The organism is Stenotrophomonas sp. CCNWLW57 (assembly GCF_037203925.1).
GTDB classification, from domain to species: Bacteria; Pseudomonadota; Gammaproteobacteria; order Xanthomonadales; family Xanthomonadaceae; genus Stenotrophomonas; species Stenotrophomonas rhizophila_A.
Map to the genome: position 1 here is coordinate 94,732 of NZ_JBBCBJ010000002.1, position 17,456 is coordinate 112,187.

At 68.2% G+C, this 17,456-nt stretch carries 15 protein-coding genes and 6 tRNA genes; 20 read left to right on the top strand and 1 reads right to left on the bottom strand.

Annotated elements, in window-relative coordinates; genetic code table 11:
* The first annotated feature begins 8 nt into the window (after nt 1-8).
* A complete protein-coding gene (locus V9K91_RS05030; RefSeq protein WP_095364021.1) occupies nt 9-434 on the top strand; it encodes a type IV pilin protein in 426 nt (141 codons plus the stop codon).
* Between the two features lie 53 nt (nt 435-487).
* Nucleotides 488-564: transfer RNA gene (locus V9K91_RS05035), tRNA-Asn, on the top strand.
* 72 nt (nt 565-636) lie between these two features.
* Here V9K91_RS05035 and V9K91_RS05040 read toward each other — a convergent pair.
* The gene (locus tag V9K91_RS05040) at nt 637-1,179 is read right to left on the bottom strand and encodes a GspH/FimT family pseudopilin (protein ID WP_306989174.1); all 543 of its coding nucleotides are present in this window, start codon (nt 1,177-1,179) and stop codon (nt 637-639) included.
* A gap of 147 nt (nt 1,180-1,326) precedes the next feature.
* Here V9K91_RS05040 and uvrB point away from each other — a divergent pair, with 147 nt between their 5' ends.
* The 18 genes from uvrB to V9K91_RS05130 all read left to right on the top strand — a co-directional run bounded on the left by uvrB (nt 1,327) and on the right by V9K91_RS05130 (nt 17,445).
* On the top strand, nt 1,327-3,351 hold the full coding sequence (uvrB, locus tag V9K91_RS05045) for an excinuclease ABC subunit UvrB (RefSeq protein WP_068854624.1): 2,025 nt from the start codon (nt 1,327-1,329) through the stop codon (nt 3,349-3,351).
* Between the two features lie 106 nt (nt 3,352-3,457).
* Nucleotides 3,458-3,532: transfer RNA gene (locus V9K91_RS05050), tRNA-Val, on the top strand.
* A gap of 172 nt (nt 3,533-3,704) precedes the next feature.
* The gene (locus V9K91_RS05055; RefSeq protein WP_336443707.1) at nt 3,705-6,122 is read left to right on the top strand and encodes a DNA internalization-related competence protein ComEC/Rec2; all 2,418 of its coding nucleotides are present in this window, start codon (nt 3,705-3,707) and stop codon (nt 6,120-6,122) included.
* A 3-nt stretch (nt 6,123-6,125) separates the two neighbouring features.
* Complete coding sequence (locus tag V9K91_RS05060) at nt 6,126-6,803, top strand: MotA/TolQ/ExbB proton channel family protein (RefSeq protein ID WP_336443708.1); 678 nt, start codon at nt 6,126-6,128, stop codon at nt 6,801-6,803.
* 3 nt (nt 6,804-6,806) lie between these two features.
* Entirely contained in the window at nt 6,807-7,229 is a 423-nt protein-coding gene (locus V9K91_RS05065) for a biopolymer transporter ExbD (protein WP_068850743.1), read from the top strand.
* Nucleotides 7,226-8,974: a lipid A export permease/ATP-binding protein MsbA gene (gene msbA, locus V9K91_RS05070; protein WP_320459187.1), complete on the top strand. Its 1,749-nt coding sequence runs from the start codon at nt 7,226-7,228 to the stop codon at nt 8,972-8,974. The genes V9K91_RS05065 and msbA overlap by 4 nt, the downstream gene beginning before the upstream one ends.
* Nucleotides 8,974-9,996 carry a tetraacyldisaccharide 4'-kinase gene (gene lpxK / locus V9K91_RS05075; protein ID WP_093534058.1) on the top strand — a complete coding sequence of 341 codons (1,023 nt, stop codon included), beginning with the start codon at nt 8,974-8,976 and terminating at the stop codon, nt 9,994-9,996. The genes msbA and lpxK overlap by 1 nt, the downstream gene beginning before the upstream one ends.
* Before the next feature lie 58 nt (nt 9,997-10,054).
* A complete protein-coding gene (kdsB, locus tag V9K91_RS05080; protein ID WP_095364026.1) occupies nt 10,055-10,852 on the top strand; it encodes a 3-deoxy-manno-octulosonate cytidylyltransferase in 798 nt (265 codons plus the stop codon).
* A 24-nt stretch (nt 10,853-10,876) separates the two neighbouring features.
* Nucleotides 10,877-12,292: a hypothetical protein gene (locus V9K91_RS05085; protein WP_210132255.1), complete on the top strand. Its 1,416-nt coding sequence runs from the start codon at nt 10,877-10,879 to the stop codon at nt 12,290-12,292.
* A complete protein-coding gene (uvrC, locus tag V9K91_RS05090; protein WP_068850758.1) occupies nt 12,289-14,136 on the top strand; it encodes an excinuclease ABC subunit UvrC in 1,848 nt (615 codons plus the stop codon). The genes V9K91_RS05085 and uvrC overlap by 4 nt, the downstream gene beginning before the upstream one ends.
* Nucleotides 14,137-14,145: 9 nt before the next feature.
* Complete coding sequence (gene pgsA, locus V9K91_RS05095; protein WP_068850761.1) at nt 14,146-14,769, top strand: CDP-diacylglycerol--glycerol-3-phosphate 3-phosphatidyltransferase; 624 nt, start codon at nt 14,146-14,148, stop codon at nt 14,767-14,769.
* Between the two features lie 46 nt (nt 14,770-14,815).
* Nucleotides 14,816-14,891: transfer RNA gene (locus V9K91_RS05100), tRNA-Gly, on the top strand.
* A gap of 135 nt (nt 14,892-15,026) precedes the next feature.
* The gene (locus V9K91_RS05105; RefSeq protein ID WP_336443709.1) at nt 15,027-16,139 is read left to right on the top strand and encodes an NAD(P)/FAD-dependent oxidoreductase; all 1,113 of its coding nucleotides are present in this window, start codon (nt 15,027-15,029) and stop codon (nt 16,137-16,139) included.
* Between the two features lie 93 nt (nt 16,140-16,232).
* Nucleotides 16,233-16,308 (top strand) — tRNA-Gly (locus V9K91_RS05110).
* A gap of 113 nt (nt 16,309-16,421) precedes the next feature.
* Nucleotides 16,422-16,497, top strand: a tRNA-Gly gene (locus V9K91_RS05115).
* A 47-nt stretch (nt 16,498-16,544) separates the two neighbouring features.
* Nucleotides 16,545-16,618 (top strand) — tRNA-Cys (locus V9K91_RS05120).
* A gap of 107 nt (nt 16,619-16,725) precedes the next feature.
* Nucleotides 16,726-16,947: a hypothetical protein gene (locus V9K91_RS05125; protein WP_093534068.1), complete on the top strand. Its 222-nt coding sequence runs from the start codon at nt 16,726-16,728 to the stop codon at nt 16,945-16,947.
* 261 nt (nt 16,948-17,208) lie between these two features.
* Nucleotides 17,209-17,445, top strand: coding sequence for a hypothetical protein (locus V9K91_RS05130; RefSeq protein WP_068850770.1), 237 nt, complete (start codon nt 17,209-17,211; stop codon nt 17,443-17,445).
* Nucleotides 17,446-17,456: the final 11 nt, after the last annotated feature.

The window sequence follows — 17,456 nt, forward strand, 5'->3', positions numbered from 1 at the left end:
TTTCTTCCATGAACGGGCGTGGGCCACGCGAGGTGATGGGCTTCACCCTCATCGAGCTGATGATCGTCGTCGCGGTGATCGCCGTGCTCGCCTCCATCGCCTATCCCTCCTATACCGCCCAGGTGCGCAAGTCCAAGCGCGCCGCGGCCAAGGCGGAGCTGGTGGAGTACGCACAGCGCGCCGAGCGCCAGCACACGCTCAACAACAGCTATACGAACTTCAAGTTCGTGGAGAACAGCGGCACCACCATCGCCTCGCCACGCGATGGCAGCAAGCCGATGTACCAGGTGACCTATGCTTCGACCAGTGCCAACGCGTTTACGATTACGGCGGTTCCGCAGGGTGACCAGGCAAAGGACCCGTGCGGCACCATCTCGGTGAACCAGGCGGGGGTGAAGACCCCGGCCAACACCAGTGCGCTGGATTGCTGGTAAATGGCCGCCGGCGGTTGCAACGCCACGAGTGAACGTCTAGAATTCGCGTCCCCGCCCGAATAGCTCAGCCGGTTAGAGCACTTGACTGTTAATCAGGGGGTCGTTGGTTCGAGTCCAACTTCGGGCGCCAGTTTCTGCAGAAGCCGCGAGCAATCGCGGCTTTTGTCGTTCTGGTGGCTGGTGTAGAGGTAGGCGCGGCCGCTCAGTGCGGGCAGTCCACGGTGTCCCGCCTGCGCGCGGCCCGGGTGCGGCCCACGTTGTTCACGACCACTTCGCCATGCAGCTGCCCTCCGGCACAGATGGCCACCGTGAGCGGGCTGCCGCCACTGCGCCCGTCGGGCTGGAGGCGCAGGCGCGGGCGATTCTGGCTGGACCGCGCCACCACCGAGCCATCCCGGTACCCGGGGCGGTACTGCAGGACATCCGTCGGCGAGGGCGGGGCCGTCCCCGATTCCGATCCACGGTCCAGGTGGATCAGCCATCCCCGGCTCCAGTCGTTCCCGCAGTGCATGCCGTCCTCGCTAGGGCAGACGGCCACCGGCGCGGCGCGGGTGATCGCCGTGCTGCGCGCGCTGTTGAACACCGAGACGAGCTGCATGCGCAGCATGTCGGCGCGCATCCGGCTGACGCTGGCGCTCAGCGAGGGCAGGGCCAGCGCGCAGAGCACCGCCAGGATGAGCAGGGTCACCATCAGTTCCAGCAGGGTGAACCCCCGGGGCCGGGGCAAGGGGCTAGGGCGGTGCATGGGGGGATACCGGAGACAAGGCGTCACCGTGCCCTGTCCGGAGCAGGCCGACCATCGGTCAAAGGCAGCCTCCAGGGTAGGACACCCCCTCAGCCGGCCGTCACCCAACCCCCCGCTATAATGGAAGGCCCGGTCTATGGCGGCACCATGAGCGATCGCTTCGAACTTGTATCTCCGTACTCCCCGGCGGGCGACCAGCCGGCCGCGATCGAGAAGCTGACGGCCAATTTCGAAGCCGGCATCGCCAAGCAGACCCTGCTGGGCGTGACCGGCTCGGGCAAGACCTACACCATTGCCAATGTCATCCAGCAGGTGCAGAAGCCCACCTTGGTGATGGCCCCGAACAAGACCCTGGCCGCGCAGCTGTACGGCGAATTCAAGGCGTTCTTCCCGCACAACGCGGTGGAGTACTTCGTCAGCTACTACGACTACTACCAGCCCGAAGCCTACGTGCCGTCATCGGACACCTTCATCGAGAAGGACAGTTCGATCAACGAGCACATCGAGCAGATGCGGCTGGCGGCGACCAAGACCCTGCTGTCGCGCCCGGATGCGATCGTGGTGGCCACTGTGTCGGCAATCTATGGACTGGGTGCGCCGGAGGACTACCTGTCGCTGCGCCTGATCCTGTCCACCGGCGAACGCATCGACCAGCGCGACCTGATCAACCATCTCACCCAGCTGCAGTACACCCGCAATGAGTACGAGCTGCACCGCGGCACGTTCCGCGTGCGCGGCGAGGTCATCGACATATTCCCCGCGGAATCGGACAGCGAAGCGGTGCGCATCGAACTGTTCGATGGCGAAGTGGAGCAGATCAGCATGTTCGATCCGCTCACCGGTGAAAGCCTGCGCCGCCTGCAGCGCTACACCGTATACCCCAAGACCCATTACGCCACCACGCGCGAGCGGGTGCTGTCGGCGGTGGATACGATCAAGGCCGAGCTGAAGGTGCGGCTGGAGCAGCTGTACGAACAGAACAAGCTGGTGGAAGCGCAGCGCCTGGCGCAGCGCACCCAGTTCGACCTGGAAATGATGGCCGAGGTCGGCTTCTGCAACGGCATCGAAAACTATTCGCGGCACCTCACCGGCAAGGCCGCCGGCGAGCCGCCGCCGACCCTGTTCGACTACCTGCCGCCCGATGCGCTGCTGGTCATCGACGAATCGCACGTGACCATTCCGCAGATCGGCGCGATGTACAAGGGCGACCGCTCGCGCAAGGAAACCCTGGTCGAATTCGGCTTCCGGCTGCCCTCGGCGCTGGACAACCGCCCGCTGCGCTTCGAAGAGTGGGAAGCGCGCTGCCCGCGCAGCATCTACGTATCCGCTACGCCGGGCCCGTACGAGCTGCGCGAAGCCGCCGATGAAATCACCGAACTGGTGGTGCGCCCGACCGGCCTGATCGACCCGGTGGTGGAGATCCGCCCGGTGGGCACCCAGGTTGACGACCTGATGAGCGAGGTCAACGAGCGCATCAAGCTCGGCGACCGCGTGCTGGTCACCACGCTGACCAAGCGCATGGCCGAGAACCTCACCGAGTACCTCACCGAACACGGCATCCGGGTGCGCTACCTGCATTCGGACATCGATACGGTGGAACGCGTGGAGATCATCCGTGACCTGCGCCTGGGCAAGTTCGACGTGCTGGTCGGCATCAACCTGCTGCGCGAAGGCCTGGACATGCCGGAGGTATCGCTCGTGGCGATCCTCGACGCGGACAAGGAGGGCTTCCTGCGCTCGACCGGCTCGCTGATCCAGACCATCGGCCGAGCCGCACGCAACCTGCGCGGCAAGGCGATCCTGTACGCGGACAAGATCACCCGTTCGATGCAGGCGGCGATAGACGAAACCGACCGCCGTCGTGCCAAGCAGGTGGAGTACAACGAAGCGCACGGCATAGTGCCCAAATCGGTGCTGCGCCCGATCGTGGATGTGCTGGAAGGTGCGCGCTCCGAAGCGGCCGAGAAGGAAGCGCGGGGCAAAGGCAAGGGACGCGGTGGCCGGGTGGCCGAGGAGGCGGTGGATTACCGCACCCTGGAACCGGCCCAGATCGCCAAGCGGCTGCAGGCGCTGGAGCAGCAGATGTACCAGCACGCCCGCGACCTGGAGTTCGAAGATGCAGCGCGCGTGCGCGACCAGATCCGCCAGCTGAAGGAGGCCAGCCTGGGCTGAACAACGCGTTGTGAAATACCTTCACAAAAGTGTTGCTCTTCACACCCGACGTCCGTAATATACGCGGCCTGCACCGACGCAATTGCAGCGGCGCAGCGAGACAAACGGGCGGTTAGCTCAGCGGTAGAGCACTACCTTGACATGGTAGGGGTCACAGGTTCGAACCCTGTACCGCCCACCACTCCAGTCCCAGTGACTGAGGTGGAACAACAGAAAAGCCGGCCCTCAGGTCGGCTTTTTTGCGTTGTGGGTTCCGTGACAGCGGCGCTTTCCCACACCGCGTTCCGCACCCACCTGATGGCGACATCGTTGCTGCAGGCCAAGGATGCAGGCTCCAGCGCGTGGTGGCCTGCATGTCGTTCCTGTCGGACGTCTTCTCCCGTTCGTTTCCAGCGCCTTTGCCCCTGTTCGGCAAGGCATGTGCGGTCGCACTGCTGGCCGGTGTGTGCGGTGTGGTGTTCGCGCCGGTGCTGTTGCCCCGGATGCCTGCGTGGTGCGCGCTGGTGTGCGGTGCGGGGGTCTGGTGTGCGTTGCCGCGTGCACGGTGGTGCGGCGCAGTGCTGGCCGGGATCGGCTGGGTCACCCTGCACGCCCATGCCGGCCTGGCCCTGCAGTTGCCTGCGGCTGCGGACCACGTGTTGCGCGGCCGGGTGGTGGAGCTGCCGCAACACGGATCACGCAGCACCCGCTTCCGGTTCCGCGTGGATGACGATGCGACGATGCCCGCGCACCTGCGTGGCCGCGAGCTTGCGCTGGCCTGGTATGACGTCACTGCGGCAAAAGCGACTGCGCGCGCGCCTGCAGCCGAACCGGCGCTGCGCTGCTCGCTTCGCGCCGGCGCACGCTGGCAGCTCCACGCGCGGCTGCGCCCACCGCGTGGTTTGCGCAACCCGGGTGGCTTCGACGCCGAGCGGCATGCGCTGCTGCAGCGGTTGAGCGGTACCGGGCACGTGCGCGCCCCGGCGATGGCCTTGGGCGACCCGACCGGATTGCCGGCGTGGCGCGAGCGCATGGCCGATGCCATCGCGGGACACGTGCCGGGCCCTGGCGCCCGTTTCATCCAGGCGCTGGCGCTGGGCGATACCCGCGGGTTGGGGCAGGGCGACTGGGATGATCTGCGCGCGCTCGGCCTGACCCACCTGGTGGCGATCTCCGGGTTTCACGTCGGGCTGGTGGCCGGGTTCGCGGCGTGGCTGGCGGGGCTGGCCTGGCGAGCGGTTGCTGCGCTGGGACGCTATTGGCCACGGCCATTGGCGGCCGCGCTGGCGGCCGTCGCCGGTGCCGCGCTGTATGCGGCCGTGGCCGGCTTCGCGCTGCCCACGGTGCGCACGGTGCTGATGATCGCGGTGGTCGCCGCCGCCCGCTGCGTGCGACGACCGGCCACCGTTGGCCAGGCGTTGGCGCTGGCGGCGCTGGCGGTGCTGCTGGTGGATCCATTGTCGGTGCTTGCCCCGGGCTTCTGGCTCAGCTTCGCCGGGGTGCTGTGGCTGGTGTGGTGCCTGCCGGGGCACGGGGTGCACTGGCTGCGCACCTTCCTGGCCGCACAGGGCGTGGCCACCCTGGCGCTGTTGCCGCTCACCGTGGCGCTGTTCGGGCAGGCCTCGCGGGCGGGGCCGTTGGTCAACCTGCTGGCCATTCCCTGGTGGAGCCTGGTGGTGGTGCCGTTGGCGTTGCTTGGCACCGGGCTTGAAGCCCTGATCGACGGGGCGGGGCGCTGGCCGTGGCGCTGGGCGGCCGCCTGCTTCGACGCGAGCTGGTGGCTGTTCGGGGCGCTTGCGCGCCAGCCGTGGGCGTTGTGGTGGGCGCCGCAGGCGGGCGTCGCGGCGGTTCCGGTCGCCGTTCTCGGGGTGTTCTGGCTGTTGCTGCCGCGCGCCGCCGGGATGCGCCTGCCGGCGCTGCTGCTGTGCCTGCCGCTGCTGTGGCCGGCCCGCGATCGTCCCGCCCCCGGCGAGGTCGAGCTGCTGGTGATGGACGTGGGGCAGGGCCTGGCCGTGTGGGTGCGCACCCGCCACCACCGCCTGCTGTACGACGCCGGCCCCGCCGCGGAAGGGGGATTCGACGCCGGCGAACGGGTGGTGGTGCCGACCCTGCACGCGCTGGGCGAGGCCGGGCTCGACCGGCTGCTGCTCAGCCATGGCGACCGCGACCACGCCGGTGGCATGCCTGCAGTGCGCCGCGCCTTTCGCGATCCACCGTTGCAGGCGCCGTCGGGTGCGGTGCCCGCCATCCAGCTGCCCTGCAGCAGCGGCGAGGCCTGGCGCTGGGACGGGGTGGACTTCACCGTCCTGCACCCGCCGCCGGGCATGGACTACGCAGGCAACGCCAGCAGCTGCGTGCTGCGCATCCAGACCGCGCACGGCGTGGTGCTGTTGACGGGCGACATCGGCCAGCGCGAGGAGGCCGCGCTGGTTGCCACGGTACCGGCCGCGCTGCGCGCCGACGCGGTGCTGGTGGCGCACCACGGCAGTGCCGGCTCGTCCGCCGCCGACTGGGTGCAGGCGGTGTCGCCCCGCCTGGCCATCGTCTCGGCCGGCCATGGCAACCGGTTCGGGCATCCGCGCCCGGACGTCGTGCAGCGCTGGCGGGCGGCCCCTGCCGAAGTGCTGAACACCGCCGACAGCGGCGCGCTGCGCCTGTGGCTGGGCCAGGAGGGGTTGCAGGTGCGCGAACAGCGTCTTTTCGAACGCCGTTGGTGGGATGCCGCGGAGCGGACGCGGTCGGCTGCTATCCTATCGGCGGTCATACAGGCGGCCAATGGGCCGGAGGGTTGAAACGTGTGGGAACTGGTCAAGGCCGGTGGCTGGCCGATGGTGCCGCTGCTGCTGTTGGGTGTACTGGCTTTGGCAATCGTCCTGGAGCGTTTCTGGACCTTGCGGCGTAACGAGGTCCTGCCCCCGGGGCTGGGCCAGGAAGTGCGCAACTGGGCCGCGCGCGGCAAGCTCGATCCGAATCACATCCAGTCGCTGCGGGCCAACTCGCCGCTGGGCGCGCTGCTGGCCGTGGCGCTGGAAGCGCGCAACCGCCCGCGCGACCAGATCCGCGAGCGCATCGAAGATGCCGGCCGGCGTCTGGTGCATCGCATGGAGCGGTTCCTGAACGCGCTGGGCACCATCGCATCGGCGGGCCCGCTGCTGGGCCTGCTTGGCACCGTGGTGGGCATGATCCAGATGTTCCTGGGCATCCTCGACCACGGCGTGGGCGATGTGAACCAGCTGGCCGGCGGCATCGGCAAGGCGCTGGTGTGCACCGCCACCGGCATGATCGTGGCGATCCCGGCATTGATGTTCCATCGCTACTTCAAGGGCCGCATCGGCGGTTACGTGATCGAGATGGAAATGGAGGCCTCGGCCCTGCTGGATGCACTGGACGGCCGCCCCGGCGTCATGAACGCGGCACCGCGCGCCGGCACCGCGCCGGCGGCCGGCGCCGCGCCCGTCACGGCCAAGGGCTGACGGATGCGTATCCGCAACGACCGGGTCCAGGACGAGGTGCACATCGATCTGGTACCCCTGATCGACGTCATCCTCGTGCTGATCATCTTCTTCGTGGTCACCACCACCTTCGACGCGCGCTCGACGCTGCAGCTGCAGCTGCCGACCGCCAGCCAGCAGGACACCACCGAGCCGCCGCGCTCGCTCAGCGTGCTGGTCAATGCCGAAGGGCGTTACTTCATCAACGACCAGGAAGTGCTGCGCACCGACGTGGAATCGGTCAAGCAGACCATTGCCGCCGTCGCCGGCACCGACCGTGAGCAGACCGTACTGCTGCGCGCCGATGCCCGCACCCCGTACCAGGCCGTAGTGACCGCCCAGGATGCCCTGGGCCAGCTCGGTTTCCGTCGCATCGCCATCGCTACCGCGCCGGAGGTGCGTCCATGAGTAAACAACACGCGCCGGTATGGCCGATCTACAAACGCCTGCTGGGCTACACCCGCGCCTACTGGGTGTTCATGGTGGCCGCCGTCATCGCGATGGTGGTCGAAGCCCTGGCCGGTTACCACTTCACCAAGCTGATGGAACCGCTGGTCAACCGCGGCTTCGTCAACCCCGAGCCGCGCATGGCGGTGATCCTGCCGCTGACCATCCTCGGGCTGTTCATGATGCGCAGCCTGGCCACGCTGGTCAGCGATTACGCACTGGCCCGCACCGGCCGCAGCGTGGTGCGCGACCTGCGCGAACAGGTGCTGTCCAAGTACCTGCACCTGCCGTCGTCGCACTTCGACAGCGAAGCCACGCCGGTGATGGTCAGCCGCCTTAACTACGACACCGAGCAGGTCACCCAGGCCAGCGCCGATGCGCTCAAGACCCTGGTCGCCGACACCCTGACCATCATCGCCATGCTGGTGGTGATGCTGCAGATGAGCGTCAAGGTGACCGTGGCGATGCTGGTGGTGGTGCCGCTGATCGGCGTGATCGTCTCGTTCGTGGGCAAGCGCTACCGGCGCATCAGCCGCGGCATCCAGGACGGCATGGGCAGCATGGCGCAGACTGCCGAACAGTCGCTGGCCGCGCAGCAGGAAGTGAAGGTGCATGGCACCCAGGCGCACGAGATCTCGCGTTACTCGCGGCTGGCCAACCGCATGCTCGGCCTGAACATGAAGGTCGAAACCACCCGTGCGCTGGCGTCCAGCACCGTGCAGTTCCTGGCCGCGCTGGCGCTGGCCGTGATCGTGTGGGTGTCCACCCGCGAAGCGCTGGCCGGGCGCTTGAATGCCGGCCAGTTCATGGGCCTGATGACCTCGATGATGGCCATCATCCCGTCGCTGCGCCGCCTGACCAGCGTGCAGACCTCCATCTCGCGCGGCGTGGCCGCTGCCGAGCGCCTGTTCGGCATCCTTGACCTGCCGGTCGAGCGCGACGAAGGCAGCACCCGCGCCCAGCGCGTGCGTGGCGAGCTGTCTTTCCAGCACGTGATGCTGCGTTATCGCGAAGATACCGGCATCGCACTGGACGACATCACCTTCGATGCCAAGCCGGGCACGGTAACGGCCATCGTCGGCCGCTCCGGCAGCGGCAAGACCAGCCTGATCCGGCTGGTGCCGCGTTTCTATGAGCCCAGCGGCGGCCGCATCCTGCTCGATGGCGTGCCGCTGGACGACTACCCGCTGGCCGACCTGCGCCGCCAGGTGGCGATGGTCGGGCAGAAGGTCATGCTGTTCGACGATACCGTGGGCGCCAACATCGCCTACGGCATGGACGCCAGCGACGAGCAGATCCGCGCTGCCGCCGAGGCCGCCAATGCGTGGGAGTTCATCGAGCGCATGCCGCAGCAGCTGCAGACCCCGGTGGGTGAGAACGGCGCGCTGCTGTCCGGCGGCCAGCGCCAGCGCCTGGCGATCGCCCGCGCGATCCTGCGCGACGCGCCGGTGTTGATCCTCGACGAAGCCACCGCCGCGCTGGACAACGAGTCCGAGCGGCTGGTGCAGGATGCCCTGCAGCGCCTTATGCCCGAGCGCACCACGCTGGTGATCGCACATCGCCTGTCCACCATCGAACATGCCGACCAGGTGCTGGTGATGGACCACGGCCGCATCGTCGAGCGCGGCACCCACCGCGAGCTGCTGGCGCTGGGCGGGCTGTACGAGCACCTGCACAAGATGCAGTTCCGCGAAAGGCAGCCCTGATGGCGTCCAAGGGTTCCCAGACGCCGTCGTACTGGTACGACGGCAGTGCGATTCCGTTTGCCGCACGGCTGCTGGCGCCGGTGTACGGCGCCGTGGTGGCGCTGCGCCGTGGGCTGTACCGGCGCGGTTGGCGCAAGCGCCACGCGCTGCCGGTGCCGGTGATCGTGGTCGGCAACGTGACCGCCGGCGGTACGGGCAAGACCCCGCTGACCATCGCGCTGGTGGACCGCCTGCGCGAGGCGGGCTGGAAGCCGGGCGTGGCCAGTCGCGGTTACGGGCGCGAAGAGGCCAAGGTCCCGCGCTGGGTCGAGGCAGGCACGCCGACCGCGTTGGGCGGCGACGAACCGGTGCTGATCGCGTGGAAAACCGGCGTGCCGGTCCGGGTCGATGCCGACCGCGTGGCCGCCGGCAACGCGCTGGTCGAGGCGGGCTGCAACATCATCGTCTGCGACGACGGCCTGCAGCACTACCGGCTGGCGCGCGACATCGAAATCGAAGTGGTGGACGCACAACGCCGCTACGGCAACGGCCGGTTGATCCCGGCCGGGCCGCTGCGCGAACCCGCCGAACGCGCGCGCGACTGCGACTTCCGCGTGGTCAACCTGGGCCAGGCCAGCGCCGATCCGTCCGCGCTCGCCTCCTGCGGGTTCGGCGAATGGGCGATGCAGCTGCATATCGACAGCGCGCAGCCGCTCAGCGGCGGCCGTGCCCGCGCGTTGTCGCACTTCCGTGGCCAGCGCGTGCACGCCGTGGCCGGGATCGCGCACCCGCAGCGCTTCTTCGACATGCTGCGTGCGCACGGTATCGGGGTGGTCCCGCATGCCTTCGCCGACCACCATGCGTATCAGGCGGCGGACCTTCGCTTTGGCAGCGAACTGCCGGTGCTGATGACTGAAAAGGACGCGGTGAAGTGCAAGGCGTTCGCCAACGAATGGCATTTTTCGGTGCCGTTGTCGGCCGATCTTCCCGCCGCGTTCTGGGTCAACCTGCTGGACCGCGTGGACAAACTCGGCAAGCGCTGAGCACCGCGTTTGCGGCACACTGGCGGCAATTGTTCCCGTGTATTGCCGAGAGGTCCGCATGAGCCAGCCCGTCGATTTCGTCGTCGCCATTCCGGCGCGTTACGCCGCCTCCCGGCTGCCCGGCAAGCCGCTGCGGCTGCTCGGCGGCAGACCGCTGGTGCTGCGCGTGGCCGAACGCGCGCTGCTGGCCGGTGCGCGCGAGGTCTGGGTGGCCACCGACGATGCGCGCATCGCCGACGCCCTGCAGGGCCTGGACGGCGTGCAGGTGGCGATGACGGCCGCCAGCCATGCCTCCGGCACCGACCGGCTGGCCGAATGCGCCCGCCAGGCCGGCTGGTCCGATGACACCGTGGTGGTGAACCTGCAGGGCGACGAGCCGTTCGCCCCGGCCGAGGGCATCCGCGCGGTGGCCGAAGCGCTGGTCTACAGCGGTGCCGCCATGGCGACCCTGGCCACCCCGGTGGAGGATGCCGAGACCCTGTTCGACCCGAACGTGGTCAAGGTGGTACGCCAGCAGAACCTGGACGCGCTGTACTTCAGCCGCGCTCCCATTCCCTGGCACCGCGACGCCTTCGCGCAGTCGCGCGAGCGCCTCTCCGGCCCCCACTGGCTGCGCCACATCGGCATCTATGCCTACCGGGCCGGTTTCCTGCAGCAGTTCGCCGCGTTGCCGCCGGGCACGCTGGAACAGCTGGAATCGCTGGAGCAGCTGCGGGTGCTGGAGGCGGGCCACCGGCTGAGTGTGGCGCTGTCGCCGGCCGCCTTCCCGCCGGGGATCGATACGCCCGAGGACCTGGCGCGTGCCGAGGGCTGGCTGGCCCGCCGCGAAATTGACGGTGGCACGACGGTTGCATGACGCCCAGTCCGGCATAATCAGCGCATGAACGTACAGCCCGTCCAGGATCTGCCCGAATTCGCCACGTGGCTCAATGCCGCCCCGACCACCCTGACCGAACTGCGTGGTCGCCCGGTGGTACTGGCCTTTGTCAACGCCGCCTCGGTGTGGTGCGCGCACCGGCTGGCCGAGCTTGGCCAATGGCAGTCGCGCAACCCCGGCAAGCTGCAGGTACTGGTCCTGCAGGTGCCGCGCTTCGACTTCGAGCGCGAACCGGAGCAGGCGCTGAAACTGCTCCGCCGACAGGGCGTGACCGTGCCGGCGCTGCTGGATGCCGATTGGGACGGCTGGCGCCGGTTCAACGTGGCGGCTTGGCCGACCCTGGTGCTGCTGGATGCACAGGGGCGTGAGGTCGACCGCCTGGTCGGCTTCGGCGAGGAGCTGGATCGTGCGCTCAATGCACTCTGCCAGGGGACGTCCAGCCCGCTGGATGCGGACGCATCGCGCCAGCGCGAGCTGCATCCCGAGCCGCGCCTGCCGTTGCTGTTCCCGACCGCGCTGGCGGTGAGCACCGAGCGGCTGTACATCGCCGACAGCGGCCACCATCGCATCCTCGAGTGCAGCCATGCCGGGCGGGTGCTTCGCCAGTTCGGGATGGGCACCGCCGACATGATGGATGGCGGCCCGGGCGAGGCCGCGTTCAACCGGCCGCAGGGCCTGGCCCTGGAACGCGAGTGGCTGTACGTCGCCGACACCGGCAACCATGCGTTGCGCCGGATCCACCTGCTGACCGGGCAGGTCGACACCCTGTGCGGCAATGGCCGTCCGGGCGAGCCGCGCGAAGGCGCGGTGGGCGACCCGCGCCAGACCCCCCTGAACCATCCGCAGGGTCTGGTGGTCGCCGACAACCAGATCCATATCGCGATGGCCGGCGACAACCGCATCTGGAGCTATCACCTGGGCCAGCGCACGTTGTCCTGGCGCGCCGGCTCCGGCGCGATCGACGAGCGTGACGGCAGCGGCCACCTGGCCGCGTTCGCGCAGCCGGCCGCGCTGGCGGCGGTGCAGCAGGTGCTGTACGTATGCGACGCGCTGGGTTCGTCGATCCGGTCGATGCAGCTGCGTGGCGACCTGGTGCAGACGCTGGTGGGGCAGGGGATGTGGTCGTTCGGCGACCAGGATGGCCCGCGCACCGCTGCCCAGCTGCAGTACCCGCAGGCCATTGCGATGAGCCCGGACGCGCCCGTGTTGTGGATCGCCGACGCCGGCAACGGCCGACTGCGCACCCTGCGCCTGGGCGGCGGCGAACTGAGTACCGTGGCGCTGCCGCGCCGGCTGCATGGCCCGGCCGGGCTGGCCTTGGGCGGCGGTGCGGTGTGGATCGCCGAGACCGATGCCCATGCCGTACTGCGTTTCGACCCGGTCAGCGGCGTACTGAGCGACGTGCCGATCAGCGAATGACCCTCACTACCGCTCCGGCCTTCGATGGAAAGGCATTCGCGGCCCACCTGAGCACCGCGCCCGGCGTGTACCGCATGTATGCCGCCGACGACACCCTGCTGTATGTCGGCAAAGCCCGCGCGCTGCGCAACCGCGTGGGCAGTTACTTCAATGGCGCGCCCAAGACCGCGCGGATCATGTCCATGCTGTCGCAGGTCGCGCGCATGGATGTGACCGTGACGCGTTCCGAGGCGGAAGCGCTGCTGCTGGAAAACCAGCTGATCAAGTCGCTGTCGCCGCGTTACAACGTCTCGCTGCGCGACGACAAGACCTATCCCCACGTGCTGCTGACCCGCGAAGACTGGCCGCGCATCGCGCTGCACCGCGGTCCGCGCGCGGTGCCGGGCCGGTACTTCGGTCCTTACCCGGGGGTGACTGCGGTGCGCGAAACGCTCAACCTCATGCACAAGCTGTTCAAGCTGCGCAGCTGCGAGGACAGCGTGTTCCGCAACCGCTCGCGACCGTGCCTGCAGTACCAGATCGGCCGCTGCAGCGCGCCGTGCGTGGACCTGGTGGCCGCCGACGACTATGCCGAATCGGTGCGGCGTGCCTCGATGTTCCTGGAAGGCAAGAGCGACCAGCTTGCGCGCGAGCTGGGTACGCAGATGCAGGCGGCCAGCGAAGCGCTGGAATTCGAGCAGGCCGCGCGCCTGCGCGACCTGGTCACGTCCCTGCGCAGCATGCAGACCCGCCAGTACGTGGATGGCCGCGCCGCCGACCTCGACGTGCTGGCCTGCGCCACGCAGGGCGCAAGCGCCTGCGTGATGCTGCTGGCGTTCCGCGATGGCCGCAACATGGGCACGCGACCGTTCTTCCCGCGCACCAACGGCGAGGAAAGCGCGGACGAAGTGCTTGGCGCTTTCGTATCGCAGTACTACGCCGAACATTCCCCGCCGCGCGAGATCCTGCTGGACCGCGAGATTCCGGATGCCAGCCTGATCGAGTCGGCGCTCAGCGCTTCGGCCGAGGCCAAGGTGCAGCTGAAGTGGAACGTGCGCGGCGAACGGGCCGGTTATGTCGAGCTGGCCAGCCGCAACGCGCAGATCACGCTGGTCAGCGAGCTCACCAGCCGCAGCGCCCAGCATGCGCGCAGCGAGGACCTGCGGCAGATGCTCGGCCTGGCTGAGCAGGTCAAGCGCGTGGAGTGCTTCGACATCAGCCACACCATGGGCGAAGCCACCGTGGCTTCATGCGTGGTGTTCGATGCCAGCGGCCCGGTGCGCAGCCAGTACCGGCGTTTCAACATCAGCGGGATCGAACCCGGCGATGACTACGCGGCCATGCGCCAGGCCATCGACCGTCGCTTCCGGCGTGCGGTGGAAGAGGAGGGCGTGCTGCCGGACCTGCTGCTGATCGACGGCGGCGCCGGCCAGTTGGCCCAGGCGCAGGCCGCACTGGCCGACCTCGGCGTGGAAGGGGTGTTGCTGGTGGGCGTGGCCAAGGGCGTGGAGCGCCGCGCCGGGCACGAAGCGCTGGTGATGCCCGATGGCCGCGAGCTGCGCCCCGGCGCCGCATCACCGGCCCTGCAGTTCATCCAGCAGGTCCGCGACGAAGCGCACCGGTTTGCGATCACCGGCCATCGGGGCCGCCGGCAGAAGGCGCGCATGACCAGCAAGCTGGAGGACATTCCCGGCATCGGGCCGCGCCGGCGCGCCAGCCTGCTCAAGCATTTCGGCGGGCTGGTCGGCCTGAAGGCGGCCGGCGAGGCGGAAATCGCAAAGGTGGAGGGCATCAATGACGCCCTTGCCGCACGCATCTACGCTAACCTTCATGGACTGCCCACGCCCCCTGCGGCCGGCGAGTAGAGAGACGCAATGAAGTTGACCCTCCCCACCTGGCTGACGTTGCTGCGGATCGTGATGATCCCGGTGCTGGTGCTGGTGTTCTACCTTCCCTACACCTGGACCAATTTCGCCTCGGCGGCGATCTTCGGCATCGCCGCGCTGACCGATTGGCTGGATGGCTGGATCGCCCGCCGCTACGACCTGGCCTCGGCGTTCGGCGCCTTCCTGGACCCGGTTGCGGACAAGCTGATGGTGGCCGTGGCGCTGTTCCTGATCGTGCAGGGCCACCCCACGCCGTGGATGGCGTTCTGGGCAGCCGTCATCGTCGGCCGCGAAATCGCGGTGTCGGCACTGCGCGAATGGATGGCTGAAATCGGCCAGCGTGCGAAGGTGCGGGTGGCCCTGATCGGCAAGATCAAGACCACCGCGCAGATGGTCGCGCTGCTGTGCCTGTTGTATTCGGTGGCGCCGAACACGCCGGTGTCCGATATCTGGATGGGCGAACCGGTATTTCATGTCGGCGACTGGACCCTGGCGATCGCTGCGGTACTCACCCTGTTCTCCGGCCTGCAGTACCTGCATGCGGCGTGGCCGAGCCTGCGCGAGGACGAACGCGCCGCCCGTGAAACCGCGCGCCTGAAAAAGAAGGGCTGAGGGCTGTTGACAGCACCGCGTTTGGCTGTAGAATTTCGCCTCCCAAGCGGGAATAGCTCAGTTGGTAGAGCGCAACCTTGCCAAGGTTGAGGTCGCGAGTTCGAGTCTCGTTTCCCGCTCCAGATTCAAGAAAAAAGCGACCTTCGGGTCGCTTTTTTCGTTGGCGGCCACGCTTCATTTCCGCTTCACCGGCACTTCATGGCCGCCCCGCCTGCCGCCGCGATCCTGTGCGCCCGTAGTCGCAGGATCGCACCGCAATGAACACCCCCAACGCCGCATACGACTGGGACCTGGTCGTGGTCGGCGCCAGCTTCGCCGGCGCCGCCTGCGCATTGGCCGCTGCCGAATTCGGCCTGCGCGTGTGCGTGCTGGAACGCAAGGAAGATCCGGGCGCGCGCCTGCATACGACCGGGATCCTGGTCAAAGAGGTCGTTGAACAGACCTGGCTGCAGCGCATTCCGCAGGCACTGCTGCAGCGCGTGGAACGCGTGCGCCTGTATGCGCCGAACCTGCGCAGCGTGCAGCTGGCCGCACCGGGCTACTACTTCATGACCACCGACACGCCGAACCTGATGCGTTGGCTGGCAGGCGAACTGCCTGCGCATGGTGTCGAGCTGCGGCTGCGGCAGTCCTTCACCGAGGCCGTGCGCGACGGCGAGGGCTGGCAGGTGGCCGGGGCAGGTCGCACGCGCTACCTGGTGGGCGCTGACGGCGCCAGTTCGCGCGTCGCCCAGCGCACCGGGCTGGGTCGGGTACACGACACCCTGTTCGGGGTCGAGCAGGAATTTTCAGGCCTGCAGCTGCCAGACGGTGGCGCGCTGCATTGCTTCGCCAGCCGTCGCTTCGCGCCCGGCTACATCGGATGGGCGGCACAGAACCCAACCGGCGTGCAGATCGGGCTGGCCCTGCGCCACGACCCCGCGCAAGCGCGCCAGCCGGATATGGCGGGTTTCCTGGCGCACATCCGCAGCGTGATCGGACTGCCCGAAGCGGCCCGCCCCAGCGCGACCCGCGCCGGGCTGGTCCCCTGCGGGCTCGCACGCGGGCCGATCGCCGCGCCGGGCGTGATCCTTACCGGCGACGCGGCCGGTATCGTTTCGCCGATGTCGGCCGGTGGCATCCATTCGGCCTGGCGGCATGGCTGGACGGTCGGCGATGCGGTGGCCCGCCACCTGCGCGGCAGGGGGCCTGCGGCCGAAAGCGTCGCAGTCCGCGCCGCGCCCACGTTCCGGCGCAAACGGGTGTTGCGCTGGGCCATGGACCACCTGCAGGCGGATTGGCCGCTGGATCTGCTGCTGCAGTCCCGCCTGCTGCGGCGGGTGGCCGAACAGGTCTATTTTCATCGTCGCGGCATGCGCCTGCACGGCTGAATACCGCTGCATAAACCTGTTGACGACGTGAAGGAATCCCGACACAATAGCGCTCCTTCGACGCAGGTGCCGGTCGCAGGACGCAGCAACACTGCGGGAATAGCTCAGTTGGTAGAGCGCAACCTTGCCAAGGTTGAGGTCGCGAGTTCGAGTCTCGTTTCCCGCTCCAGATTTCGACAGGGCCCCCGAGGGGCCTTGTTTTTCTCCGCGGTGGCAAGCGGCGATGAAGTGTAAAAGGCTGGTGTGTTACCCGCGGTTCCGGTAACATATGCGCCTGATTTTGCGGGAATAGCTCAGTTGGTAGAGCGCAACCTTGCCAAGGTTGAGGTCGCGAGTTCGAGTCTCGTTTCCCGCTCCAAATCCTGACCAGGCCCCGTTCTCGGGGTCTTGTTTTATAAGGTCACCGGCCTGGTGGCAGAGTGGTCATGCAGCGGACTGCAAATCCGCGTACGCCGGTTCAATTCCGACCCAGGCCTCCAGTAGTTCGACAAACCCCGCTTCGGCGGGGTTTTTCGTTTCTGTCCTTCACCTCGCCCGGACGAGCGCGCACCTACTGTGCAGTACCGTTTTGTGTCGAGGATGTTCGATGGATATCGCCTTGTGGTTTGCAGCCGTCGGCGCGCCCGGTTCGTTCTGGGATTCGCCCAGCAACGTCAGCGGCGTGGTCGTGCTGGGGTTTGGGCTGGCGGCGATCGTGCTCTCGTTCGGCCTGGCCAAGGTGTTCAAGCGCTTCAACGGCGTGTCCTGGATGGTACTGGGCGCCGGCGTGGCCATCAGCGCCTATGGCATCTGGCGGATGGGGGGCTGACCACCCGCCGGGTCTTCGCGGGCTGACATCACGGTGTCAACAACCGCGCGGCATCCTGCCTGCGTGGGCAGGGGCGTGCCTGAACCATTCAGGGCATGTTTGATCGCCTGTTCACCATTGGTTGACTTGGCGCGAAGGGCATGAAAGGGTGGGGTGAAACGTGGGTGAAGTCCCGCCGCCTCCCAGCGGCGGGGCGACAGGCGCAAGCCTGGCAGGGGGAATTGCTCGTCTTCGATGCAGGGCAGGTCCAAGGGAGGTCGTATGCGATACGGCGCGAATGACTTGGCTGACGGCGTCCGCACCGAGCTGGAGGCCAGCTACAGCAAGCATGGGTGTGGGCCGGAGTTCTGGACCACCTACCAGCAGGTGCTTGAACGCCTGGTGCCGCAGGGCCGCGGCCGCACCCAGGTGACCAACGAACTGGCCCTGATCATTGAACAGCTCGGCATTGTCCGGCGCGCGCAGATGGTGCCGCCGCCCGACAACCGCACGCGCTGAGGCCAACCGCC

What these genes read in the sequence shown, in the direction of transcription:
- V9K91_RS05030 (WP_095364021.1), top strand. Translation starts at nt 9, where the DNA reads ATGAACGGGCGTGGGCCACGCGAGGTGATGGGCTTCACCCTCATCGAG.
- V9K91_RS05040 (WP_306989174.1), bottom strand. Translation starts at nt 1,179, where the DNA reads ATGCACCGCCCTAGCCCCTTGCCCCGGCCCCGGGGGTTCACCCTGCTG.
- uvrB (WP_068854624.1), top strand. Translation starts at nt 1,327, where the DNA reads ATGAGCGATCGCTTCGAACTTGTATCTCCGTACTCCCCGGCGGGCGAC.
- V9K91_RS05055 (WP_336443707.1), top strand. Translation starts at nt 3,705, where the DNA reads ATGTCGTTCCTGTCGGACGTCTTCTCCCGTTCGTTTCCAGCGCCTTTG.
- V9K91_RS05065 (WP_068850743.1), top strand. Translation starts at nt 6,807, where the DNA reads ATGCGTATCCGCAACGACCGGGTCCAGGACGAGGTGCACATCGATCTG.
- msbA (WP_320459187.1), top strand. Translation starts at nt 7,226, where the DNA reads ATGAGTAAACAACACGCGCCGGTATGGCCGATCTACAAACGCCTGCTG.
- lpxK (WP_093534058.1), top strand. Translation starts at nt 8,974, where the DNA reads ATGGCGTCCAAGGGTTCCCAGACGCCGTCGTACTGGTACGACGGCAGT.
- kdsB (WP_095364026.1), top strand. Translation starts at nt 10,055, where the DNA reads ATGAGCCAGCCCGTCGATTTCGTCGTCGCCATTCCGGCGCGTTACGCC.
- V9K91_RS05085 (WP_210132255.1), top strand. Translation starts at nt 10,877, where the DNA reads ATGAACGTACAGCCCGTCCAGGATCTGCCCGAATTCGCCACGTGGCTC.
- uvrC (WP_068850758.1), top strand. Translation starts at nt 12,289, where the DNA reads ATGACCCTCACTACCGCTCCGGCCTTCGATGGAAAGGCATTCGCGGCC.
- pgsA (WP_068850761.1), top strand. Translation starts at nt 14,146, where the DNA reads ATGAAGTTGACCCTCCCCACCTGGCTGACGTTGCTGCGGATCGTGATG.
- V9K91_RS05105 (WP_336443709.1), top strand. Translation starts at nt 15,027, where the DNA reads ATGAACACCCCCAACGCCGCATACGACTGGGACCTGGTCGTGGTCGGC.
- V9K91_RS05125 (WP_093534068.1), top strand. Translation starts at nt 16,726, where the DNA reads ATGGATATCGCCTTGTGGTTTGCAGCCGTCGGCGCGCCCGGTTCGTTC.
- V9K91_RS05130 (WP_068850770.1), top strand. Translation starts at nt 17,209, where the DNA reads ATGCGATACGGCGCGAATGACTTGGCTGACGGCGTCCGCACCGAGCTG.